General features: G+C 43.0%; 25 protein-coding genes. 12 read left to right on the top strand and 13 right to left on the bottom strand.

What is annotated here, in order from left to right; genetic code table 11:
- Positions 1-103: 103 nt before the first annotated feature.
- The 5 genes from ACVBIK_RS09145 to ACVBIK_RS09125 all read left to right on the top strand — a co-directional run bounded on the left by ACVBIK_RS09145 (position 104) and on the right by ACVBIK_RS09125 (position 5,601).
- Positions 104-1,141 (top strand): efflux RND transporter periplasmic adaptor subunit, encoded by a 1,038-nt coding sequence (locus ACVBIK_RS09145; RefSeq protein WP_447169518.1) that lies wholly within the window; start codon positions 104-106, stop codon positions 1,139-1,141.
- A 43-nt stretch (positions 1,142-1,184) separates the two neighbouring features.
- Positions 1,185-4,388 carry an efflux RND transporter permease subunit gene (locus ACVBIK_RS09140; protein ID WP_447169517.1) on the top strand — a complete coding sequence of 1,068 codons (3,204 nt, stop codon included), beginning with the start codon at positions 1,185-1,187 and terminating at the stop codon, positions 4,386-4,388.
- A 99-nt stretch (positions 4,389-4,487) separates the two neighbouring features.
- Positions 4,488-4,706, top strand: a complete 219-nt coding sequence (locus ACVBIK_RS09135) for a YgaP family membrane protein (protein ID WP_447161282.1) — start codon at positions 4,488-4,490, stop codon at positions 4,704-4,706.
- A gap of 24 nt (positions 4,707-4,730) precedes the next feature.
- Positions 4,731-5,126: a rhodanese-like domain-containing protein gene (locus ACVBIK_RS09130; RefSeq protein ID WP_447161281.1), complete on the top strand. Its 396-nt coding sequence runs from the start codon at positions 4,731-4,733 to the stop codon at positions 5,124-5,126.
- Positions 5,127-5,283: 157 nt separating this feature from the next.
- A complete protein-coding gene (locus ACVBIK_RS09125; RefSeq protein ID WP_447161280.1) occupies positions 5,284-5,601 on the top strand; it encodes a VF530 family protein in 318 nt (105 codons plus the stop codon).
- Between the two features lie 167 nt (positions 5,602-5,768).
- On the opposite strand, the gene ACVBIK_RS09120 is transcribed toward ACVBIK_RS09125, so the two are convergent.
- From ACVBIK_RS09120 to ACVBIK_RS09090, 7 genes are all read right to left on the bottom strand, one after another.
- Positions 5,769-6,575: a hypothetical protein gene (locus tag ACVBIK_RS09120; protein ID WP_447161279.1), complete on the bottom strand. Its 807-nt coding sequence runs from the start codon at positions 6,573-6,575 to the stop codon at positions 5,769-5,771.
- A 96-nt stretch (positions 6,576-6,671) separates the two neighbouring features.
- Entirely contained in the window at positions 6,672-7,301 is a 630-nt protein-coding gene (gene ribA / locus ACVBIK_RS09115) for a GTP cyclohydrolase II (RefSeq protein ID WP_447161278.1), read from the bottom strand.
- A 215-nt stretch (positions 7,302-7,516) separates the two neighbouring features.
- The gene (locus tag ACVBIK_RS09110; RefSeq protein WP_447161277.1) at positions 7,517-7,873 is read right to left on the bottom strand and encodes a YibL family ribosome-associated protein; all 357 of its coding nucleotides are present in this window, start codon (positions 7,871-7,873) and stop codon (positions 7,517-7,519) included.
- 165 nt (positions 7,874-8,038) lie between these two features.
- Positions 8,039-8,503 (bottom strand): anaerobic ribonucleoside-triphosphate reductase-activating protein, encoded by a 465-nt coding sequence (gene nrdG / locus ACVBIK_RS09105; protein WP_447161276.1) that lies wholly within the window; start codon positions 8,501-8,503, stop codon positions 8,039-8,041.
- 131 nt (positions 8,504-8,634) lie between these two features.
- Positions 8,635-10,752: an anaerobic ribonucleoside-triphosphate reductase gene (gene nrdD, locus ACVBIK_RS09100; protein WP_447161275.1), complete on the bottom strand. Its 2,118-nt coding sequence runs from the start codon at positions 10,750-10,752 to the stop codon at positions 8,635-8,637.
- 411 nt (positions 10,753-11,163) lie between these two features.
- On the bottom strand, positions 11,164-11,850 hold the full coding sequence (locus ACVBIK_RS09095; protein WP_447164089.1) for a hypothetical protein: 687 nt from the start codon (positions 11,848-11,850) through the stop codon (positions 11,164-11,166).
- An 81-nt stretch (positions 11,851-11,931) separates the two neighbouring features.
- Positions 11,932-12,384: a MarR family winged helix-turn-helix transcriptional regulator gene (locus tag ACVBIK_RS09090; RefSeq protein ID WP_447161273.1), complete on the bottom strand. Its 453-nt coding sequence runs from the start codon at positions 12,382-12,384 to the stop codon at positions 11,932-11,934.
- 180 nt (positions 12,385-12,564) lie between these two features.
- Here ACVBIK_RS09090 and ACVBIK_RS09085 point away from each other — a divergent pair, with 180 nt between their 5' ends.
- The gene (locus tag ACVBIK_RS09085) at positions 12,565-13,563 is read left to right on the top strand and encodes an NADP-dependent oxidoreductase (RefSeq protein WP_447161272.1); all 999 of its coding nucleotides are present in this window, start codon (positions 12,565-12,567) and stop codon (positions 13,561-13,563) included.
- Between the two features lie 112 nt (positions 13,564-13,675).
- Here ACVBIK_RS09085 and rssA read toward each other — a convergent pair whose 3' ends face one another.
- Positions 13,676-14,653: a patatin-like phospholipase RssA gene (gene rssA / locus ACVBIK_RS09080; protein ID WP_447164091.1), complete on the bottom strand. Its 978-nt coding sequence runs from the start codon at positions 14,651-14,653 to the stop codon at positions 13,676-13,678.
- A gap of 326 nt (positions 14,654-14,979) precedes the next feature.
- On the opposite strand from rssA, the gene ACVBIK_RS09075 reads away from it, so the two are divergent.
- The 4 genes from ACVBIK_RS09075 (at position 14,980) to ACVBIK_RS09060 (ending at position 18,201) form a co-directional block, all read left to right on the top strand.
- On the top strand, positions 14,980-16,326 hold the full coding sequence (locus ACVBIK_RS09075) for a DEAD/DEAH box helicase (protein WP_447161270.1): 1,347 nt from the start codon (positions 14,980-14,982) through the stop codon (positions 16,324-16,326).
- A 296-nt stretch (positions 16,327-16,622) separates the two neighbouring features.
- The gene (locus ACVBIK_RS09070) at positions 16,623-17,066 is read left to right on the top strand and encodes a DUF3010 family protein (protein WP_447161301.1); all 444 of its coding nucleotides are present in this window, start codon (positions 16,623-16,625) and stop codon (positions 17,064-17,066) included.
- 85 nt (positions 17,067-17,151) lie between these two features.
- Positions 17,152-17,658, top strand: a complete 507-nt coding sequence (locus ACVBIK_RS09065; protein WP_447161269.1) for a M48 metallopeptidase family protein — start codon at positions 17,152-17,154, stop codon at positions 17,656-17,658.
- A gap of 141 nt (positions 17,659-17,799) precedes the next feature.
- Positions 17,800-18,201, top strand: coding sequence for a hypothetical protein (locus ACVBIK_RS09060; RefSeq protein WP_447169516.1), 402 nt, complete (start codon positions 17,800-17,802; stop codon positions 18,199-18,201).
- 582 nt (positions 18,202-18,783) lie between these two features.
- On the opposite strand, the gene ACVBIK_RS09055 is transcribed toward ACVBIK_RS09060, so the two are convergent.
- The 4 genes from ACVBIK_RS09055 to ACVBIK_RS09040 all read right to left on the bottom strand — a co-directional run bounded on the left by ACVBIK_RS09055 (position 18,784) and on the right by ACVBIK_RS09040 (position 21,020).
- Positions 18,784-19,122, bottom strand: a complete 339-nt coding sequence (locus tag ACVBIK_RS09055; RefSeq protein ID WP_447161267.1) for a cytosolic protein — start codon at positions 19,120-19,122, stop codon at positions 18,784-18,786.
- 498 nt (positions 19,123-19,620) lie between these two features.
- Entirely contained in the window at positions 19,621-19,758 is a 138-nt protein-coding gene (locus ACVBIK_RS09050) for a hypothetical protein (RefSeq protein WP_447169515.1), read from the bottom strand.
- A 46-nt stretch (positions 19,759-19,804) separates the two neighbouring features.
- On the bottom strand, positions 19,805-20,413 hold the full coding sequence (locus tag ACVBIK_RS09045) for a DUF4410 domain-containing protein (RefSeq protein WP_447169514.1): 609 nt from the start codon (positions 20,411-20,413) through the stop codon (positions 19,805-19,807).
- A gap of 208 nt (positions 20,414-20,621) precedes the next feature.
- Positions 20,622-21,020, bottom strand: a complete 399-nt coding sequence (locus ACVBIK_RS09040) for a hypothetical protein (RefSeq protein WP_447160556.1) — start codon at positions 21,018-21,020, stop codon at positions 20,622-20,624.
- 447 nt (positions 21,021-21,467) lie between these two features.
- On the opposite strand from ACVBIK_RS09040, the gene ACVBIK_RS09035 reads away from it, so the two are divergent.
- Positions 21,468-21,905, top strand: coding sequence for a hypothetical protein (locus tag ACVBIK_RS09035; RefSeq protein WP_447161260.1), 438 nt, complete (start codon positions 21,468-21,470; stop codon positions 21,903-21,905).
- 30 nt (positions 21,906-21,935) lie between these two features.
- The gene (locus tag ACVBIK_RS09030) at positions 21,936-22,595 is read left to right on the top strand and encodes a YidC/Oxa1 family membrane protein insertase (RefSeq protein ID WP_447169513.1); all 660 of its coding nucleotides are present in this window, start codon (positions 21,936-21,938) and stop codon (positions 22,593-22,595) included.
- Between the two features lie 366 nt (positions 22,596-22,961).
- On the opposite strand, the gene ACVBIK_RS09025 is transcribed toward ACVBIK_RS09030, so the two are convergent.
- Positions 22,962-24,248, bottom strand: a complete 1,287-nt coding sequence (locus ACVBIK_RS09025) for a peptidoglycan DD-metalloendopeptidase family protein (RefSeq protein WP_447164096.1) — start codon at positions 24,246-24,248, stop codon at positions 22,962-22,964.
- Positions 24,249-24,416 lie beyond the last annotated feature (168 nt).

Raw genomic sequence — 24,416 nt, 5'->3', positions numbered from 1 at the left:
AAGTTGAAAAACATCCATCGCATTTTTCTAATGAATAGTTATTGCAGTTAGCCACCTCTTCCATTAGAATTATTGCATGGATTGATTTTGACGTATAATAATTATGAAAAAAACACTAGTGGGTTATCTCTTATTAGGCTCTATCCCCTTCATCAGCATCCCTGCAGCAGCTGAAAGTAAGCAGCTCGAGTCTATAACGGTGGCTGCAAAGAGCTATGCTAATTGGGTATCTCTTGACGCAATTGTGGAGCCAACTCAATCCGCGACCGTCTCAGCCCAAACTTCTGGTCGAATTATCAATCTTAACTATGATATTAATGATTTCGTACCTGAAGGCGCGGCTTTACTCGAGATCACCAATAAAGAGCAAGGTGCACAACTTGCTGCTGCCGAAGCTGATTACGCCAAAGCCAATGCACTTAACACAGAAGCTCAACTGCAGCTTGAACGCTATCAACAGCTATTCCCCAAAGGCGCCATTTCAAAAGGGGAAATGGATGAAGCAGAGGCCAATGCCAAATCAACCAAACAGGCGGTTAGCGCGGCTAAAGCACAAATAACTCAAGCAACAGAGTCGTTAAAATACACGATTGTTAGCGCACCTTTTTCAGGCGTTGTAACCCAAAGACATGTAGAGCAAGGTGAAACCGTCAGTCCTGGACAGCCACTCTACTCTGGCTACTCAGTCAACCAAATGCGCGCCGTCACCCAAGTTCCTCAACGTTATATCGAAGCACTAAAACAGCAGCCCGTGTTCAAGTTAACCTTAGATAGCGGCCAACAGTTCGACGTAGATACCCCGACTCTGTTCAGTTTTGTTGACCCTCAAAGTCGCAGCTACAAAGTGCGTATACCACTGCCTCAAAACACTCAGGGCGCATTCCCAGGAAGCCTTATCAAAGCGCAGTTTATCAGTGGCAGTCGACAGGCTATTTTTATTCCTCAATCGGCATTACTGACCATGAATGAGCTCAGTGCCGTTTATATTCAGCAAAATGACACCTGGGTACTCAATCAAGTGAGGTTGGGCCAGACCGATAACGTAATGGTTGAGATCCTTGCGGGCTTATCCGATGGCGATATTGTCGCAAAAGATGCCTATCAGGCACTACTAATGCTTAAGCAAAGTCATAAACCATAAAACCTAATCGAATCTAGCCGAAGAGCTTTAAGGAAGACCTGTCATGCAAACTCAAACTAAATTAGGTATTTCTGGACGCATTGCTAGCGCTTTTCAATCCAGTGCTATCACGCCATTATTAGCGCTGCTGGGCTTATTGTTTGGACTTTTTGCAGTCTTAGTCACGCCCAAAGAGGAAGAACCCCAAATCGATGTGACCTTTGCCGATGTGTTTGTGCCTTTCCCCGGCGCAACACCACGCGAAGTCGAGAGCCTGGTTACTTTGCCAATCGAACAGGTGATCTCAGAAATTAAAGGTATCGATACCCTCTATTCGTTTTCACAGCCCGACGGCGCACTGTTTATTGTGGTATTTGAAGTCGGAATTGAGCGTAATGACGCCATTGTGAAATTGTACAATCAACTCCACTCTAACCTCGACAAATTCCCCCTAAAGGCGGGTGTCGGCGAGCCACAAATTAAGCCTCGTGGAATTGATGATGTGCCCATTGTCAGCCTCACGCTATGGTCCAAACAGCCTCAAGTCTCTGCTGAGCAACTCACTCATATTGCCAACGGCTTAGAAACTGAAATTAAACGTATTGCAGGCACCAGAGAGATTAACTCGGTAGGCGAGCATCAGCTGACACTAAACGTCAGAATTGACCCGCTGAAGATGAACTATTACGGTGTCTCTTTTGATGAAATAAACCAAAGTCTCAGTAGCAACAACCACATTTCGATGCCAGCCTCTCTCGTACAAGGAAACCAAGAAATTAAGGTACAGGCAGGCCAATTCTTACAAAATATTGAAGATGTAAAACAGCTAGTCGTTGCGGTTAAACAAGATAGCGGCGGTCAAGCGGCTCCTGTTTATCTTGCCGATCTGGCGGATATCACCCTTAAATCAAACATTCCGCTAAAAAGTGCCTGGCATGGCGATAAGCAAAATATTTACCCCGCGGTGACCATCGCCATCGGTAAACAGCCAGGCAAAAATGCGGTCGATGTTGCCAACGCAATTTTAGATCGCGTCAATCAAGTTGAAAATGTCCTGCTCCCTGATGGCGTAGAGATCAGCGTATCGCGCAATTATGGAGAAACCGCAGGCGACAAAGCCAATACCCTAATTTTAAAGCTACTTTTTGCTACAGCGGCTGTCGTCATCCTAGTGTTGATAACCATGGGCGTCAGAGAAGCGATGGTCGTCGGCATTGCCATTATCATCACACTAGCACTGACCTTGTTTGCTTCTTGGGCCTGGGGGTTTACCCTCAATCGCATATCGCTATTCGCGTTGATTTTCTCTATCGGGATTTTAGTCGATGACGCTATCGTGGTGGTTGAAAATATTCATCGGCATATGGCAATGGGTAAGCGTTCTTTTGCAGAGCTTATCCCTGTTGCCGTTGATGAGGTCGGAGGCCCCACCATCTTGGCCACATTTACCGTTATTGCAGCGCTACTGCCAATGGCCTTTGTATCTGGATTAATGGGGCCCTATATGAGCCCTATTCCCATCAATGCCAGTATGGGCATGCTGATCTCTCTTGCCGTCGCATTTATGATCACTCCTTGGCTCAGTAAAAAACTGCTTAAACACAAGCATACCGACCCCAATATGCCACAGCCAAGTGAAAACAGCGGTGCGATGTTTACCCTGTTTAACCGCCTTATTGGCCCATTTGTGCTAGGTAACAATGCCCGCAAAGCCCGTTTTGGCTTAGCCGCGGCCATATTTGTGCTTATCGGGGCGGCTATTGCGCTCCCCATTGGCAAACTCGTGGTGTTAAAAATGCTACCGTTTGACAATAAGTCAGAGTTTCAAGTCATGGTCGACCTGCCAGAAGGCACGCCCGTTGAACAAACCCAAAAAGCCTTGAAAGAACTCGGCCGCTACCTCAATCAAGTTGAAGAGGTGGCAAGCTATCAGCTCTATGCAGGTACAAGTGCCCCCATGAACTTTAACGGACTTGTGCGTCACTACTTCCTACGTCAAACCCAAGAGCTAGGTGATATCCAAGTGAATTTGGTCGATAAGAAACACCGCGACCGCGATAGCCACAGTATTGCCTTATCAGTGCGAGAGCCACTGCAAGCCATTGGCGCTAAATATAACGCCAATATTAAAGTGGTTGAAGTGCCACCAGGCCCACCGGTATGGTCGCCTATTCTTGCAGAAGTTTATGGTCCTAGTGAAGCGATACGTGAGCAAGCTGCAAACGAGCTGCTCGGCGTATTTAAACAGACCAAAGATGTGGTCGATATCGATATTTATCTGCCTGAGTCCGCCGCTAAATGGCAAGTCATCATCGACAGAACAAAAGCGAGTTTACTCGGCGTACCTTACAGCCACATTGTTGATTTAGTTGCTACGGCTGTTGGTGGTAAAGATATCAGCTATTTACATAAAGCGGATCAAAAGCGTCCCGTCCCAATCAACATCCAGCTACAAGAAGCTACCAAAGTTGATTTGGATCAAGTGCTTAATTTAACGTTGCGCGGCCATAAAAATCAAGCTATCGCGTTATCAGAACTGGTCCGCATCGACAAAGGTAATATTGATAGTCCTATTATCCATAAAAATATGATCCCAATGATCATGGTCGTCGCTGATATGGCGGGACCACTCGACAGCCCTTTGTACGGTATGTTTGATATGGTGGGCCAAATCAACGATGAGCAAGGCTTAGGCTTTGAGCAGCACTATGTAACCCAGCCAAATGGACTCGATAGCGTCGCGATTCTTTGGGATGGTGAGTGGAAGATCACCTACGAAACGTTCAGAGATATGGGGATTGCCTATGCCGTTGGAATGATCGCCATCTATTTCTTGGTGGTCGCCCAATTTAAATCATACATTGTACCGTTAATTATTATGGCGCCTATTCCATTGACCATTATAGGTGTCATGCCTGGGCATGCATTACTTGGTGCACAATTTACTGCAACATCAATGATAGGCATGATTGCGCTGGCAGGAATTATTGTACGTAACTCGATATTACTGGTTGATTTCATTCACCAAGAAACCGCCGCTGGCGTGCCATTTCAGCAAGCCGTTATCCACTCTGGCGCGGTAAGAGCAAAACCTATCATGCTAACCGCATTAGCAGCCATGATAGGTGCACTGTTTATTATCGATGACCCCATATTCAATGGTCTTGCGATAAGCCTTATCTTTGGAATTTTAATCTCAACCTTATTAACACTGGTTGTGATCCCCGTGCTGTATTACGCGGTGATGAAAAAGCGATACTTAAAATAGTACTAAGATGTCATTCAACGTTAGATATTGGCGCTAACAATGCGCCAATGTCCTTATCAAAATCGATAACCGCTTAGCTGGTTCTAAAAAGGAGTTTCTATGTCTATTGAACGCGCCATTATGGCATTTGCAGGGTTTATGGTTTTAGTATCTTTAGCCTTAACTGTTTGGATTAACAATAATTTTATCTGGCTCACGGTTTTTGTAGGAGCTAATTTATTTCAAAGCGCCTATACTGGATTTTGTCCGGCAGCGATGATATTGCGTAAGTTTGGCTTCAAATCAGAAGCAGAGTTAGCGACTGCCAATCAAGATTAAATAATGATAAATAAAGGTATATTGATGAGTAACGCTTTTAATTTGCAGCAAAAACAACCAAAAACAATGACATGGTTGCTAGGCCTAAGCTTACTGCTAATCATGTTTAGCACGTTGACCATGGCCGCAGACCAAGACCCTAAGGTCACTTGGCAAAAAATTGAAGCCGGCGCCTTAGTGGTGGACGTTCGTACCCCTGAAGAGTTTGCTCAAGGCCACCTACCAAACGCCATCAATATTCCTTATCAGCAAATCGATAGCGCATTTGCAAAACAACAGATCGCCAAAGATCGCTCAGTCGTTGTCTATTGCCGTAGCGGTAACCGCAGTGGCATCGCTAATAAAATGTTAGTGAGCGAAGGTTATACCAATGTCTATAATGGCGGCGGTTATCAAATGCTGATGAGTAAACAGCATTAGTTTCTAATAAATCGAAAATAACCGTTAAAGAGAGCCTTATGGCTCTCTTTTTATTGCTTAAGGATATTGTCAATTCAATCCCTAAAGATCTACCACAAATAAACTGATATAATTAGTTCATTCTAGTAAGTACGAACAAGACGGCTCCAACAAGACTATGACCCAAGCAAACAACCCACTTCACGGCATAAAGCTCGAAGATTTATTAACAGATCTTGTCGACCATTATGGTTGGGAAGAGTTAGGCAGCCGTATTGATATCCGCTGCTTTAATCATGATCCAAGCATTAAATCGAGTTTAAAGTTTTTGCGTAAAACGCAATGGGCAAGAGATAAAGTAGAATATCTTTATCTAAAAATGAATAACTTACCTTTGCCTCCACCTAGGGACTATGACGCTGTGATCTCTGTTACTAAGCCAAAGAAGTCGCAAGAGCCACTGCCTGAAGCGAATGCCAAGATTTGGGGCAAGTAACCTGTGTAACATGCAGTACAATATATCGGTTTAGTGATTAAACCGATATATTTCAATTCATAGTCCAAGCTAAGCCAAAGTCATTTGAATTTATAGCCTTAAGCCTCTATCTCTTAAATACTCTAGCCATTCCATTCGAGTGCGCTGCGCTTATCATAAGCCGCTATCTAAATGGGGAACTCAAAGATTAAGCGCCAAACCTCTATCCCATCGCCCTTACGATAACTCAAGCCAAAACGTTTAATATTAATCAGATCCCAACCTACCGGTTTAGAAAAAGCCAGAGTGGCACCAACTTCAAAACTATTCGCCACCAGCACGTCTTCTTCAAACGGGGTGGTAAACTTCAATTTATCAAAGTACCAATAGCCAGCAACAAAGAACCGCGGTTCAACCTCAACACCTTTGACTTGAAAGTAGTAGTTAGTGCCAATATCAATGCCTGACTGCACCGCAGAATATGACTCACTCGCGCCATCATGCAAGGTGTTATAACCCGCAAAGAATACCCGATTAACCCATTGTGGATGGGTATTGCCCAGCTCAAAATCAAGCAGACTCGACATCCCAGCCGAATAGATGACCACATCATTACTATTGGTAAAGTTAGTACCAAAACCGAGATCGGCATAGGTCTGGAATTCATGAGTTTCAGACGTTTTAATCCGATACTCCAGCCCAGGGGTTACGGTCAAGGTTCCCACGCTTGATGGCAACTCGCCATCAGGCAAATCACTCCAGGTAAAGTTAAAAAAACCCATGGAAACCGGCGTTCTGAGCACTAAGGACTCAGTCTCTGAGCGCTGTAGATCAAAACTAATAGGAATGTTAGCCACAGTAGCATTTTGCCCGGACGTTCGATAAAGACCGCTGCCTAGATAATTAGCGAATGCGTAATGACTGTAATCAGTCTCTGCCTGAGCAGGCACTATAATCAAAAGAGGTAGAATTGAAAGGTAACGCAAACGGGCCATAAATTGATTTTAAACTTAATTAAACTCTAATCGATAGCCCGAATATAGCGGTATAGCAGAGTAAAGCCAAGAAAATAAAGACTTTACTAAAAGGTATTAATCTTGTTTTGCTTCAGGATCCACTTCAGTAAAGTGGTACTCAGACATCATGTGACCCAACTCGGTCGACTTTGTCTTGAGGTAACCTTCGTTATAGCGGTTTTTACCCACTTGCAGTGGCACTCGCTCAACGACCTCTAAGCCAAAACTTTGCATCGCTTTCACTTTTCGAGGGTTATTGGTCATTAGACGTACTTTTGCGACACCAATTTTTTCCATCATAGGAATGATCATGTCGTATTTACGCATATCGGCTTCAAAACCTAAGCGTTCGTTCGCTTCAACCGTATTAGCACCTTGATCTTGCAGCTCATAGGCACGGATTTTATTCAGTAAACCAATACCACGCCCTTCTTGGCGTAGATAAAGAATAAAACCTTGGCCTTCTTCAGCCACGTTTTGCATCGCCGTTTGTAGCTGAAAACCACAATCGCAACGCAAACTAAATAGCGCATCACCGGTTAGACATTCTGAATGAATACGCCCGAGGATTGGCGCGTCTGGAGAAAATGTACCAAAGGTAAGCGCGACGTGCTCTTTACCTGTCTCACTATCTTCAAAACCATGCATTTCGAAAACACCCCAAGGGGTGGGTAATTTTGAAGACGCGATGTATTTAATCGACATGAAAAAACCTTAACGACAACTCTCATTCCATGAGACTGCAAACGTCCTGATAAAGAAAATAAATGCTTGAGACGATACTCTTGCTAGCTCAAATATTCAATCAGTCTATGGCTTAAAGCATTCTCTAATCGGCCATAGACTTAACTTGAGCAAGCATAAGCCCAGTGCTTAAAGATAACCTTGAAGCGGCTCACTAAATCAATAACTAAACGCGCTTAAAACTCTTTTGGCGCAAAGCCTGTGACTTGCTTAATACCCATTTCACGACCTAAAGCCGTCATTGGGTGAACCACAACCAAACCTTTAACAGACTTTTTCAACTTACCCATGTCTGCCTGCTCGGCTTTAGTTAATACACGGCTAAACTGAAGACCCGTAACCGTGCCGCCTTGCTTGCTTAACTCGCGTGTTTGCTGAGCTTTAACAGCGCTGATCCGTTTAGTCATAGCTGCAATTTCTTGCTTAAACTGTATGATAACAGTCGGATCGGTACGCTTTTCAGCTGCTGCTAGCTTACGACGAAATTTGTCTAACTTATCGTTGAGCGTTTGCAGCTCCTGCTTTAAATTCATTTACAGACCTTAAATTCAAATCTAATTTACACGTTTAGAAACAAAAACAGCCTCAGTTAACTGACGCTGTTTTGTCATTATTGCCACATTATAACAGTATATAAGCCAATTTAACCTAGGTTTATAGCTAAACAACTGACAAGTTACGTCAGTAATATGCTCAATCTACCTGAGATAATGGATCTCTTGGTTACTACTGCCCTTAAAAACTAAGCTGGGGTCGGCAAGTGACTGCTCAAACTTACCATCAATCACGACATTGACTAAGTCGACAATTTCCTGCTGCTGAGCCGTTAAACTGCCTAAAGTGTAGCCAGTCCATAGCCAAATATCTTTACCAGGGCATTGCTCCCTCACCTGCTTAACTAGCGACAAAATTGCTGTCAGGTTTGCAGGAAACAGAGGGTCGCCACCGGATAACGATAATCCACGGCGTTTAATACGTTCATCATTTAAGTCATCAATAATACGCTGTTGCATCTGTTCATCAAAAAGGTGACCAGAACAAGGGTTCCAGGTGGATTGGTTATAACAACCACGACATTGGTGCTCGCACCCCGACACGAAAAGGGTCGCACGAGTACCGGGGCCATTAATTACATCTGTCTGATAGTATTGATGATAATTCATATTAAACTCGTTTCAGCTAGAATTTTGCTTTAACTAGAAAACAAAAAGGTGCTGAACACAGCACCTTTTATGTACACAAACCCAATATCTACAGGCTAAGCCATTTGCATGCTAAGCCCCTAGTATTTTTATTATAAATGCTTAACGCGGCGCTTAACTTCTTCTTGCTTACCATAGTTAAACGGTCTTGCATCTGGGCTACCTAAGTAACCACATACACGACGCGTCACAGACACACGGCTTGGTTCATGGTTGCCACACTTAGGGCACGTAAAACCTTTACTGGTACAGCTAAACTCACCGGTATAGCCACAGTCGTAACACTCATCGATTGGGGTGTTAGTGCCGTAATATGGCACTCTGCTAAAACTGTAATCCCATACGTTCTCTAACGCTTCTACGTTATTTTGCATGTTAGGGAATTCGCCATAACAGATGAAACCACCGTTCGCTATCTCTGGGTATGGCTGTTCAAAATCAATCTTATCGTAAGGGTTCACTTGTTTTTCAACGTCCAAATGGAAGCTGTTTGTGTAGTAACCCTTTGCGGTAACGCCATCAACCACACCAAATATCTTGGTATCAAGTGCACAGAAGCGGCTACACAAGTTCTCACTTGGCGTGCTGTACAGGCTGAATGCGTAACCAGACTCTGCTTTCCAGCTGTCGGTGGCTTGTTTCATGTACTTAATAACCGCAATGGCTTTTTCACGTAGCAGTTCGCTGTCGTAAACATGCTCGTCTGTGCCATAAAGCGCATTAATAGTTTCATGCAGACCAATATAGCCTAATGAAATTGATGCACGACCATTTTTGAAGATCTCAGAAACATCATCATCAGCTTTTAGACGCACACCACACGCACCTTCCATATATAGGATAGGGGCAACGCGCGCTTTAACACCTTCAAGGCGAGAGATACGAGTGTCCAAGGCCTTACGAGACATGGCTAAACGCGCATCTAAAATACGGTAGAACTCTGCTTCATCACCTTTTGCTTCAAGCGCAATACGTGGCAAATTCAAACTCACAACACCTAAATTGTTGCGGCCTTCATGCACAAGCTCACCATCTTGCTCAAAGGTTCCTAAGAAACTACGGCAACCCATCGGCGTCTTAAATGACCCTGTCACCTTCTCAACTTGTTCATAGTTAAGAATATCTGGGTACATACGCGTGGTAGCGCATTTTAATGCCAACTGCTTAATGTCGTAGTTACAATCGCCGGTTTTATGGTTAATGCCATCGCGAATAGCAAAAACAAGTTTTGGGAATACCGCTGTTTTACGATTTTTACCTAAACCTGCAATACGCACTGTCATCATAGACTGCTGAATTAAGCGTGATTCCCAAGAGGTACCTAAACCGAAACCAAAAGTCACAAATGGGGTTTGACCATTTGCAGTATGTAGCGTGTTAACTTCATACTCTAATGACTGAAATGCATCGTGACACTCTTTTTCAGTTTGCGCAGTGGCAAACGCTTTTGCGTCGGTAATGCCCCAATTAAGCGCTACCTGGTAGTGCTTGTCGTAACTCTTCGCCACAAAGGGTGCCAATACTTCATCGATACGGTTAATCGTTGTACCGCCATAGATGTGGCTTGCCACTTGCGCAATAATTTGTGCGGTCACTGCAGTCGCGGTAGAAATTGACTTCGGGGTTTCAATTTCAGCATTACCCATCTTAAAGCCCTGAGTTAACATGCCGCTAAGATCAATAAGCATACAGTTAAACATCGGGAAGAATGGCGCGTAATCTAAATCGTGGTAGTGGATCTCACCAGACTCATGTGCGGCAACGACATCTTTAGGCAAAATGTGGCATTTTGCATAGTGCTTAGCCACGATACCCGCAAGCAGATCGCGTTGAGTTGGGATCACTTTAGAGTCTTTATTAGCGTTCTCATTCAACAAAGCCGCATTGCTTTGCTCAACTAAACCACGGATCTCTTTATTCAAGCGGCTGCTAACTTCACGATTGATATCTCTATCGTGACGGTATTCGATGTAAACGCGCGCCAAAGATTTATACGGCCCTTCCATGAGCAAGTTTTCAACGGTGTCTTGCAGATCATGGATATTAACTTCTGCTAACTGCGAAACACTTTCTCTCACATTTTCCGCAATCTGTTGTGCATATTCAGCGCACTCAATACCTGCCGAGTTAGCAGCTGCTATCACGGCGTCTTTAATCCTTGTTTCGTCAAAAGGCGTACGGTAACCATCCCGTTTAATAACCACTGGCATTGTATAAATCCTCTTCAGCTCGCTCATCAAAGCAACACTATATATAGTGCTACTTTTTCAATAAATCACAATATGTGGCGCATTAAGCTATAAAATAACGATAAGTACTTTGATCCAGATCATCATTTTAAAAGAGGAAGACAATAAGAAAACAGTTCTGTCTACAAAGCCACTGATCTCAAATTATGGCCTTGACGAACTCATGGAAGCGGGCTAGTGACAGTATAATTTAGGTATAAATTGTGGATAAAAATAGGCAGGTAAAATTCTTTATTCATTACGTGTGCCGCAACTTATTGGAAGCTTTAAAAAAGGGCGAGCGACAAGTAGCAATTGATCCTTCTCTTGCAGAAAGAATCCAGCTCAAAATGTATTCTCAACTACAAAAGTAAAATCACACATAGACAAATACTAATGCCTTTTGGCTAATGCAAGGTAGCTATTGAGCTGACCATTTTCTTGCTGATGTTCGCCAGTCATTGCAGCGAGCTGCATCAACGATTTCAACCCTTGATACTGGTTCTGTTGCACTTCCGTCAATGGCCTTTCAGATTGTAACAAGTCAGTAATTTGGCTCGAAACCCGGTTAGCCTTTTGTGCAACTAAAGGAGATTGCGATACATCCATTGCCCCCATGACCCACTTCGCGTTGTCTAGCAGCTCGGCAAGCTCTCGGTCTTGTTCGCTATTGGTTAACGTACTGCGCTGTTCATCAATAAAGTCAGATAAAGGCTGCACTTCTGCTGGCGGGATGTCGAAACCGCTATTAGATAATCGGTTGAGCTGGCCTTCGCTGAGAATGCCATCTTGATAAAGACGTTGAATAAGGGACGGTAATTGTGCCGAAGTAAATTGGCCTCCTTTGAAGAAATCGTTAGCCATCGCCTCGATTTTCTGTGCTCTTTCTGCACGGCCAGATAATACCAGCGTATTATCATTTTTTGTCAGCTCCGTCGTTTCAGCTTGAGGCGCTGTCGCTCCTAGTGCAGCGACAGCCCCTGCACCGCCAACATTTGACTGGCCACTATTAACGCCATAAGTGTCTGATACCTGAGCATTACTATTAATTGCATTGCTGATACTGCTGAGTGGATTCATCGTCAAAAAGCCGGCGTAAAGAGAGTATAGGGATCTCTAAAGCATTTAACGTGCCGACTTGTTAACTAGAAAATCAACTGGTCATTTTTGCGTCAACGCATGGGTTAAGGACAAACATAACGTTCTAAGTTGTTCAACTTGCTCCGGGTTCATATCAACCTTTGCTAACAAGGTTTGTTTGAGCGCCAAGGCTTCAAGCTTAAGGCTATGACCGGCATCGGTTAACGCTATCACCTTTTTACGCTCATCGGTTTCATCAGCCAGTCGCTTTAGAAAACCTTTAGTCTCAAGTCGCTTAACGATAGGGGTCAACGTCCCCATATCGAGCCGGGTCGATTGTGATACCAGCGTCAAGCTTACTCTGTCTTGTAGCCATAATGACTGCATGACTAAATATTGTGGGTATGTCAGCTCATATTGCTCCAATAACGGACGGTAAGCTCTCATTAAGGCGTTGTTAGCCGTATAGAGCGCAAAGCAGACGTTATCAGAAAGACAATTGTTAGACGTGTCGTTTGAGTCGTTGTTGGTCACTGCTACTACACTTAGGCAAGTCAAAATTTTACTAATTTTAACTCACATCAGGTGTCAAAACTAGCTTACACCACTTTTATTTGCGAGCAATTATTTTGCGCGCAAAGCATTTGCAATATGTGTAAAGCTTTACTATGATGCATTCAATTACTTTGCGCGCAAACAAAATAAAGGAAAGATATGAAATCTCAAATCATTCAACTTAAGTCTCGCCCTGAAGGCATGCCAACAACTGACAACTTTAACCAAGCAGAACTCACTCTAGCTGCTATTAAGCCCGGTGAATTTCTGGTGAAAAACCTTTGGATGTCTGTCGACCCCTATATGCGTGGACGCATGATTGACAGAAAGAGCTATATTGCACCTTTTGAGCTAGGTAAAGCATTAGAAGGGGGAGCGATTGGTGAGGTCATTGAATCACAACACCCTGACTTTCCTGTTGGCAGCAAAGTTAACAGCATGTTTGGCTGGCGCAGCCATTTTATCACCGACGGCACAGAGATAACTCGCCTGCCTGATACACCTATTTGTGAGTCGCATTTTCTTGGTGTCTTAGGCATGCCTGGTATGACAGCTTGGACGGGCCTTAATCGTATTGCAGCGCTAAAACAGGGTGAAACACTCTTCGTATCAGCTGCATCTGGCGCGGTAGGCAGCGTAGCGGTGCAAATAGGTAAACTGATGGGCGCACGTGTTGTTGCCTCTGTCGGTTCAGATGAAAAAGCCCAGTACCTTAAAAGCTTAGGTGTTGACGCTGTCATTAACTATAAAACCTGTGGTGATTTAGATGCCGCTCTTGGTCTGGCTGCACCTGAAGGAATTGACGTCTATTTTGAAAATGTGGGCGGTGAGCACCTCTTTGCAGCACTTAACCATATGAAAGATCATGGCCGAATTGCGGTATGCGGTATGATTGCCCAATACAATGATACAGTGCCGACACCAGGACCTAGTAACCTAGCGCAAATCATCATAAAGAAGCTAAAGATTGAAGGTTTTATCGTATTTGAGCACTGGGAGCACTACGGCGACTTCGCTGCGCAAATGGGTAAATGGCTAGCAGAAGGTAAGGTGCAAGCTGAGCAAACGATATATGAAGGTTTAGACAATGCGCCTGATGCCTTTATTGGCTTGTTTGAAGGCAAAAATCGCGGAAAAATGGTTGTTAAACTCGCTTAACGTTTTTGGTCAATAAAGCGAAATAAAACTGAGAACAAAGACTGATGAAAATGTCACAAAAAAGGCGCTAACAGCGCCTTTTTTATTTCTTTTACTTTAGCACCAAAGGCTATTAGCCCCCGTGCTGTACCAAAGCAGCTTCAATCAAATGGGCCACCTTTTCGACAGCAGCTTCACCAGCAGCAATCGCTTCTTCCGCTCGATGGAACTCCATGGTGCCTATGTTGCCCATATCTGGCACGATACAGATATCCGGTGGATCGCCCATCAAACGCGCTCGCTTATGACGCCCTTCTAAAATTTCCATCGATTGCTGCATGACTGCTAGCATACCAGGGTTAGGATTATGCGCTGCACCGCCCTTACTCCCTAATGAAAACTTATCGGTTAAGCCGGAGATATAACCACGCCCACGAGCTAACAGATCGGTAAAGCCTTTATCTTGATGCTGCTCCGCCTCTTGCTCTTCTTCCACTGTCGGCTTATTGCTTTTCATATTAATGGGTAAAACTTGCATACGACCACGGCGAAGCCCATGCAGATCGACTGCAATAACGAGATCTACGCCCATCGCGCGGCTCACCGAAACGGGCACGGGGTTGACAACAGCACCATCGACTAACCAACGTTCGCCAACTTTAACAGGAGGCAAAATACCCGGCATAGAACAAGATGCTCGAACGGCATGCCTTAAGTCCCCTTCTCTAAACCAAATTTCTTGACCAGAATAAAGGTCAGTTGCAACGGCAGCAAACGGCTTTTTTAAGTCTTCAATTTGCAGGTCGCCAATGCGCTGCTGCAACACATCAAACACACGCTCGCCACCAATAAGACCACCACGGCCCCAACTGATATCCATCAGCCCAAGTACATCCCAGCTGCTAAAACTGCGCACCCAGCTCTCAAGCTCTTCTAAATGGTCATTGGCGTAAGCTGCGCCAACTAAGGCTCCAATTGAGCAGCCTGCAATTTTATCGGGATAGATCCCCATTTTGGCTAGACCGTTAAGTACACCAATATGCGCCCAACCTTTTGCAGCTCCGCTACCTAACGCTAAACCTATTCGTACTGATTGTTTGTTTGTAGACACGTTAAAATAACTCCATAGGTCAGCTTGAAACTAGACGCTTCAACTCAATGCCAAAGCGCCTGCTATCAACTTGTAAACATCACTCGACGTCACTAAAATTTACGTCAAGCTAGATAAGTACTTAATCAATTTGTACTAGATAACACCCATCGTATAGTCAACTGAGAAAATGGTTAATCGGCGACACTAGACGAAGGTTATTCCTAGAAGGCTAAGCATTTTAGCAGAAATCTCTCCACTTGAAGAACAAAGTTGACGGGTATTCGTAGCGCATTGGTAAATCTGTAGGTTATAATGTGCGGTCGTATCATTTAAGGAGTACACCTTTGCAATTTACCGATTTCGCACTGGATCAACGTCTGTTACAAAGTCTTAAGCACATGGGCATTGACACCCCAACAGAGATCCAGGAGCAAGCCATTCCTGTCGCCCTTGCAGGCAAAGATTTAATGGCGTCGTCTAAAACAGGCTCAGGTAAAACATTAGCCTTTTTGTTGCCAGCGATGCAAAGACTGATTTCGTGTAAAGCATTGAGTAAACGTGATCCTCGCGTGGTCATTCTATTACCGACCCGAGAGCTTGCCACTCAAGTGTACAGCCAGCTGCGATTATTAGTTGCCAATACCCAGTTCAAGGCAACCAAAATCTTAGGTGGTGAGAACTTTAATGACCAAGCTAAAGCCTTAGCCCGTGATCCACATTTTGTTGTGGCAACACCAGGCCGTTTAGCTGACCACCTAAAACAACATCATCTTCACCTTAACGGCCTTGAACTGCTGATTTTAGATGAAGCTGACCGCATGCTAGATCTGGGCTTTGCTGAGCAGTTGAAGCAAATTAACAACGCGGCAGACCATAAGCGCCGTCAAACCCTAATGTTTTCTGCCACCTTAGATCACGGCGATGTAAACGACATTGCCAACGAGCTATTGAAGTTCCCAGAGCATGTCGCAATTGGTGCCAGTAACTTAGAACACAAAGATATTACTCAACGTATCTTCTTATGTGATCACTTAGATCATAAAGAAGCTATTTTGACTCGTATTCTAAAAGAAGAGCAGCAAAAGCAGATCATCATCTTTACTGCCACAAGACAAGATACTGACCGTTTAGCGACAAAGTTAGCGGCTGAAGGTTTTAAAACCGCATCGTTAAGCGGCGAGCTAAAACAAAACGCGCGTAACCAAATCATGGATGAGTTTAGCCGTGGCTTGCAGCAAATTTTGGTGACGACAGATGTAGCATCTCGTGGACTGGATCTATTAAACGTATCATTAGTGATTAACTTTGATATGCCTAAGTTTGCTGAAGAATATGTTCACCGTATTGGCCGTACTGGCCGTGCTGGCGCTAAAGGCGATGCTATTTCGCTTGTTGGACCTAAAGACTGGGTTAACTTTACTCAAGTACAAACCTTCCTAAATAAGACCTTTAGCTTCAGCGAGCTTGACGGCCTTAAAGCTAAGTTCAGTGGCTTAAAGGCTAAGGCAGTAAAAACGTCTAAAGCAAAGCCTGCTGCAACAGCGAAAAAGAAAGCCGCCACAGCTAAGAGAAAGTCGACAGCCAAAGCTGCAGCTAATCGCGATAGACGTTTTGCCACTGGCGTAGACATAGGCGATGCACCAATGCTTAGAAAACCAAAATCTAAGCTACAAGATACGCCTGAAGACTAAATTTGCTTATCTTGATGTTTAGCACTCTGATGGTGCTAAACCGTTCGCAATTCATTTAAGCTAAAAAAGCCGCATTGATGATTATCACTGCGGCTTTTTTGATCCAACATAGTCAATCCCGCCCTTCAACATCACGTTTAAAATAGCTGTTTTCAGCAAAGCACATTCTGTTCGCAATTCTGAGACCACTAGAGTGACTAAAAGTCATTTAATCGCAGCATAAACCTCATTAAAACGCTGACCGTTTCGATAAATAGCGCTACAATATGCCCAATATTGTTTTTTTAAGGTTTATCATGAGAGTTTGTGGCGTAGAGTTAAAAGGTGGCGAAGCCATCATCAGTTTATTAAGTTATGAAGGCGAAACGTATAACGTGCCGGATTGCCGTCAAAAGTCGTTCGCGATTTCAAACTCAGAAAATGCTGAAACCATGCGTGATTTTCACTTTGCTTTTGGTAAGTTGATTGAAGACTACAAAGTCGATGAAATCGTCATTATCGAACGTGAGCAAAAAGGCAAAGGCGCTGGCAGCGTAACTAGCTTTAAATTAGAAGCCCTTATTCAAATACTGCCAGTCAACGTGACATTAGTGTCACCTGTTGCTATCAAAGAGCAGTTAAAACGCAATCCACCTCAGGTAGATTTCGAAGGCCTTGAGCTTAAGCGTTTCCAAAAGAGTGCATTTGAAGCAGCTTATGCATTCCATAATATGACGATTTACAAGACTGACGAAGAATAAGCACTATCGAAGTCAATCCTAATGGGCGCACTCAGAGCGCCCTTTTTTTTATCTCCACAGTCTCGTCCTCGAATATAAGTAAAGCATGCAAAAACTAACTTACCTCGCAGGTTACTCAAGCGAAATCCAAGCTCAAGTAGGCCAATTACTTGCTCAAGATAAACTCGGTGAGTTCCTCCTTAAACGTCATCCAGCGATCCACTCGGTACGCACTGACAAAGCCCTGTATGACTATACTATTGCGATTAAGAACCAATATCTGCGTAAATCTCAGCCCTTATCGAAAGTTATCTTCGATGATAAAATCTCCCTAAGTCATCAAGCCCTAGGATTACATTCTTACGTCGCTCGTAAACAAGGGGCAAAAATAAAAGCTAAGAATGAAATTCGCATCTCTTCTCGGCTTAAAAAAGTACCAGAAGGCTTACTGCGAATGGTTGTTGTACATGAGCTTGCCCATTTAAAAGAGAAAGATCATAACAAAGCCTTTTATCAGCTTTGCTGCCATATGGACGGCGACTATCACCAACTTGAGTTTGAACTAAGATTGCTACTCACCTTAATCGACGCGAAGCAAAACCCCTACACTTAATGGCACACATCCACATAGCGTGAAACTAAATGAAAATCGTTAACGATAATGATTTTCATTTAACCAGAATTCAATTACACTCTAGTTAATCAAGTGCTTAAACATTTCTAATAGTTTGGCGAACCGTGATGAGAGACGAGAATGAGTGATGATTTAATCAACAAACAGCAGAAATGTCGCCGAAAACTGGCTAAATATCAGCTAAAGCTCAGCCATTACTCAAAGCTTAAAGACAGCGAGATCTCGCTAAAAAAACGTGCCGCAAAGCTTTGTAAAGCACGCTTAAAAATCATCAAGTACCAGCTAAAACTTAAGCGCATTGAAACAAGTATTAGCAAATTCGCCGTTTACACTAAGCTCACGCCAGCCAATGATGAATTGCTTATTGCGTCCATGCTGCCCAAGCTAAATACCCACCAGCAAGCTGTTACTCAAGCACACTTGTATCGCCCCCATAAGAGCAAGCCCTGTAAAAGTTGTCCTGCACTTCGCGGCAAAGCCTGCTTATGTGCGATTAAAGTCCAGCAACGTAAGCAAGCCTAGATATGCCCTTCGAATGAAGGCTGATTACATTTTTGTGTTGGCGTTACTAAGTAGCTCCTTTGAACAGGTAATTTAGCGGTTATCAATCGCCTGCAGCGGGCGCTGGACAGGACGTCCGAATCTCGTGATCGCATGGTCAATGATGTTCCCTACATCATAATGACATTTCCCATATCCCTATGGGTCAGATGTGAAGGAACGACCTTATGTGCAGATACTGCTGAGGCTCGCTACAAGTACAATCCCTGTACGCTCTGCGATGACAAACAACATCCATGTTTAAAGGCCAGTTCGGCATCCAGCCTCTCGTTCGAAAGCTTGATAACTTCGTTATCTCTCACCCTGTCATCGAAGCCCGCAGCTGTATCTACACGGATAATTGGTGCCTTCATTTGGGCCGTATAGCGGTTTGTTGTCTAACACGGAAATGCCACTTTGCTTGCTAGGGATACAGCTCACCAGTTAACCGCAACATTGCTTTTCTTATTGAAGCTAGGATCCTGCCCCCTGTTAAAAGGCGAAACGCTTGCGGATGACCGGCTAGGGATGCCAATTCGCCGATTTCAACTTACTGAATCATTTTCAGTCCATTTGGGTAATAAAGGTTTGCTCGTCATCCACAAAAGCCACAACGCCGCCGTGATAGATAAATACCCGACCACGCCCCTCAACTAGGCAGGCAAGCTGTGGGTTCAAATCTTCTTCGTTATCCTGGCTTTGAAAGGTGCCGGTATCGGTGATTACGCCGCTAAGTGTAGGCAAATATCCATAAGTGCGCTTGGCTTGATCAATCAGGTTCAATTCGCTGGCGGTAGAGAAGCAAAAGGGGAGCGTACCGGCTTCTTCGATAAATAAAGTTTTCAGTTCTTCAAAAGCTGTAATCACTAGCCAGTCGATGCCGTTAACATGATGGATATACATAGAGTTTCTCGGTAATTCTGATGCGGAGATTCTATCACTATCAGGGGTAGAACATAGTAGAGATTTAGTTGCTAAAGGCCGTGATTCTGTGCCATTTCCGGGCATTGACTAGGCCAACTTGAAACACGCTTTTGCCCCAAAACGAGTTTCAATCTATTGTTATAAGCATAATTAGATCTAATACATGCCACAGTTTGTTTACTTGAAAACATACAAAGCACAGGCCAGAATAACTATGCCACTTCAGGGTGAATATTCCCTAACGATTCTGAACGCAATAAAGGAGCAGGTAACCAATCTTCACTGAACATAAAAAAGAGGTTAAATACATTTAAATGTTAATTTAGCTACACCATTTACAATTAAATGAGATTCAGTTGTCTCTTCTAATATTTGTAATTTTTTTTCTTTCTTCTTACAAAAATTTTCGGCGTCCGTTTTAGCAACTTTCAATGCTCCCCCAATCCGACCAGCTAAGGGAGCGGCTTCAACTTCAATCTAATATTTATCATCGTCCAAATGCTTAACGGTACTTTCATATGTTGCTCCAACGATATTAACACCAACTTTATCTGGTTCAACGGCACATCCACATAAAGCGGATAATGCTGTAGAAATTAAAATGACGTTTTTCATATTATTCCTAATTGAGACAATTTTATTATTTTAAAAACCTTATTGGCTATTTTGCAATGCCGCTGACAAAAGTACCTATTTTTTCACCCATAGTTCTAGCTTCAACTTCTACCTGTGCCTTACTTCCTCCCCAGCCTATGCCATTTTCACAATGAGATAAAGTACCGACTACTTTACCTTGGGTATCTTTTAGTTTTCCTTCGACACATACTTCACTCTCGCCTGCGCCAAATCCTATCCATAAACGTAAATTCTGACTACCTGGATTCAATTTAGTGAAAGAGCCGACAAGACTCATGGAATTTTCCGCTGCTGCGCCTTTCGTTTCATCTAATGTAACGTTGGTAAAACCAGCATTACGCAAGGTGTAAACTATATCAGCGGCTAACAGATGTGGTGCCGATTTCGCCATAGTACGCGCGGTATCGGAGTCAAAATTTATTTGATTTGTACTGAAAAGATGAATATGAATATGGGTAGATTTAGGGATAGAAGATACACTCAGTTTACCGTGCTTTATTCCATGCTTCATGGAATGATGACTTTTTGAATTTGAATTTGAATTTTCATGGTTTGAGTTGCTTGAACATCCTGAAGCCATTAGTAGAGAGGTAGTTACTAAAAGAGCAACAATACTTTTTTTACTTTTATACATGATTAACATCCAGTTTATAATAAATAGTAGGTTAGAATTATTTTATAAAATAGCAAATGGGTCAAGTCGCTATGTTTTTTCATCCAAATAGAATGATGCTTTAAATTGTTCAACTCAATACATCAACGTCTGTACTGAGTTAACAGGTAAATTTATCTGTTATGAAGCGAAATGATTTCAAGGAATATTATAGTAATAAATGAAACGTTTATTTCTTTTTCAAATATTTCATATTCGAAGTATCAACATTCTTTACAGCATCTAAAGCAGTATGATTTAAATCACTTTTACGGTCATTATCCATTTTTTGCCATTCAATGTTCATTCTTGTTTGACGATCTAAAGCTTCTTGTTGTGTTTCACACTGTCTATATGAATCGCTCCAACCTTGAGCATATTCTTTATCTGAATTAAAACGTTTAACATCCTTCTTAAACTGATCAAAATAACTCCCACCAGCTTTACTTCCACTATGACAACCATCTTCAAAGCCATCAGCATATGATGCAGGATAACCCTCAGCTTTCATAGTTTCAGACGTAGTAGCACACCCTGCTAGCATTAAAGTACTAATAATTATTGACGTAGAAATACTAAATTTACGCATGGAGAATCCTTGTTTTATATTTTATACTGGTTTAATTATATACATAAAATTTAAAACCTGTAGTGGATGAGTAAATTTGGCCACCAGATTAGAGTTTTGCAATACCCTAGGTAATCCATGGGTTGCTAAGTAAGAAGAAGCACTGGCAAGCTTTTGTCCACTAACGAGTTAGAGCTCTATTCATAACGTTTGTGCTCACCAACAAATGAGTGGGTTAATGCGCAGAGCGGTCAAAGGGGGCTTCATAACGCCCCACAGAAGTAGTGACATGTGAGCTTACTACGAGCTGTTAACTTTCTTTGTGTCTTTTTTAGCACCAATAATTATTGGTCGACAATAAATATACCAAGCTGCTAAATTCAGATTTACCAAGGCTGTCATACCATTTGCTGCACCAGCAATTGGTTCACTTATTTAGAGGGACGTTATCAGCTAAAGGAGTTCAGTGTGATTTATAAGAATACACAGTTAGGGTCTACAATACTCACTATTATGGGGTTAGTAACAGGAGTATTAATATTTGCATCATATAGTAAACCAGAGGAATCAATCTGGTTTGCATTTATCATTGTTGGTGTCACAGCCCTTCTTTTCTCATCTTTGACGATAAAAGTTGATGGGGCCAGAATCTATTGGTTTTTTGGTCCAAAGTTTTGGCAAAAGTCGTTAGAGCTTTCAGAGATAGCATCGGTAAGAAAAATAAAGACTAAATGGTATTACGGATTTGGTATCCGTTTAATTTCAACGGGTTGGTTGTACAATGTTTCAGGTCTAACTGCCATCGAATTAAAGCTTAACGATGGAACTATGGTGAGCTTAGGCACTAATGACCCTGATAATTTAATTAACGCCATTGACATAATATGTCCAAACCCTCTAGTATAAAATACAGTCAACTAGGGATAGAGGGATATCATGGAACTTTGGACAAATTTTAGCGACTTGCTAGTACAGGCAATTGGCTTTCTAACAACGGAGGTAGGCGTAAGCCAAGGTGTTGCAATCATTCTGCTTACGCTTGTCGTGCGTTTACTATTCAGTCCACTCAGTTGTTCTGCAATGATTAATAGCTATAAAAATAAAAAGATGATGGCAGCAATAAAGCCTGAGTTAGATAAGCTAAAGTCGGTTTATAAAGATAAGCCAGACGAAATGGCGAAACAAACAATGGCGCTATATCGAAAGCACGATATAAAATTTGTTAGCAAAACCCTTGTCGCTAATGTTTCCAGCCAAGCTATATTCGGATTTGGGATGTTTCAGGTACTTCAAAAGGCTATTTTTAGCAGTAAATTCGCATGGATTTCTAATATCGCTAAGCCAGATATCGCATTAGCAATGCTTGTAGGAGCATTAACCTATTTATCTATGCTTATGATGCCTGGCAGTGCAGAACAAGCGAATACTTTGTTTTTGCTTATCCCGGCAATGGTCAGTGTTGCTGTTTTGGTTACAGCTCCTTCAGCCTTGGGCTTATACTGGGCGACGTCGAGTGCATTTGGGGCGCTGCAATCAGTGGTAATGCAAAAGTATTTTGAAAAACAGCACAGCAATGTGCCTCAGTCTCAAGCTTAAATGACTACTGAGTAATGACTGCGAAAAAATGGATATATCTACACCACGAAACGCTGCGCTTACACGAAGAACACGAAGGTAGAGATAACGGACTCCAATGGCTTGAGCGTTAGCCTTTCTTTGTGGCCTCGGTGTCCCAATAACATCCGTGTTTAACGGCCAGTTCGCTATCCCTAGCTCTCGCTTATTAGCACATGGCTTCGCCATATTCGCCGTGGTGAATAGCTTTCACCCAAAATGCTTTAGCTTAGACTTAAAACTATAAAAGCCATCCTAAGATGGCTTTTATAGTTTTAGTTTTACTTTTAGTTTTAGTTTTAGTTTTAGAAGCTTACTTTACAGGGCTTAATCTGACACGGGTTGAGTTTAAGCAATACCCATCATCATCTTTCTTATATTCACAATATGGCTAAATTCGCTCATCTCTTTAGAAGACAGTTTGCTTGCCATCGGGATCTTAGCTTTCATTGAGTCCACCGGACGACCATTGATATGGAACTCGTAATGCAAATGCGGGCCGGTTACTCGCCCTGTATTCCCTGATAGTGCGATAACCTGGCCCCGTGACACGCGCTGACCTTTATGCACCAGTGCCTTTGATAAGTGTAAATAGCGGGTACGGTACTTATTGCCGTGGTCTATCACCACGTATTTACCTGCAAATCGATGATCGGTAACCAAAGATACAATGCCATCTCCTGGTGCGACGATTTTAGTCCCTATGGGTAGCGCAAAATCAGTCCCGTTGTGTGGTGAATTTCTGCCCGTGACTGGGTGGTGACGATGAGGGTTGAATCGAGAACTTATACGATAATTTTTAGCCAGAGGAATACGCTGAAATGCACGCGCTAAACTTTGGCCTTGTTCATCATAAAAGTTACCGTCGGTATGCTGATAGGCATTAATACTGCTAGAGCCTCTATCGATGGTCACCCCCAAAACATGGCTATTACCCGTCGCTTCTCCGTCGATAAACTGATCGTTCATCAATACTGAGAACTTATCACCAGCGCGAAGATCGCGGGCGAAGTTGAGCTTCTCTTTTAGCAAGGATTCGACACGTTGGATCTCTGCGGCATTGAGTCCCATTTTTTTGGCTGAAACATAAAATGAGCCATGGATCTGGCCTGAGATGGCGCGATCTCGCCAAATACCTTCGATATTAATTTCGTCAACGTTAAATGAACCGTCATCGAAACGGGTAAAAATCACCTGCCTCGCGGCATTAAAATAAAGACTTAGTTTTTGCAGTTCACCGGCGTCATTTAACCAAAACTGAATGTTGTTACCAGGCATTAACGTATCTAACGCCAATACATTTAAGTCCGCTTCTAGTACACGGTACATGGTTTGTTGATCCACGCCGCCCTGCTCAAACAAGCCACTTAGTGTATCGCCTTTAACGATCTCTTTTTGGAATGCCGGTGCTGGTTCTAACAACTCGCTACTAGGCAGAGCCACGTTTTGAGAAAGAATCGACTCGATATCGAGCTGAACCGGAATGCGCTGAGGCAATAGCTCATGATTGCTTGGTATTAATGTGGCAGCGCCAATCACCAATACCGAACCTAAAAGGACTTTCCGATGTAAAACAGATAGCCCCGAGAAACGGTTTTTAGACATATTTGAAAAAGAAAATTTACTTGCGCGCAACCTGTGCCTCAACTTTCATTATTATGATTATCTATTTGCCCCAAAAACCCCTTCAAAACGAGGTTTGATGCCAAGTTATATCAAAAATAATTCAATTTACAAACTGTTCAACCGCACAAATTGATGACTACACCATGATAAGTTACAAACTGAGCGTGGTAAGCCTCT

The organism is Shewanella sp. 125m-1 (assembly GCF_052977065.1).
The sequence above is the reverse complement of the archived record's forward strand: the minus strand, read 5'-3'. Positions and strand labels throughout refer to the sequence as shown.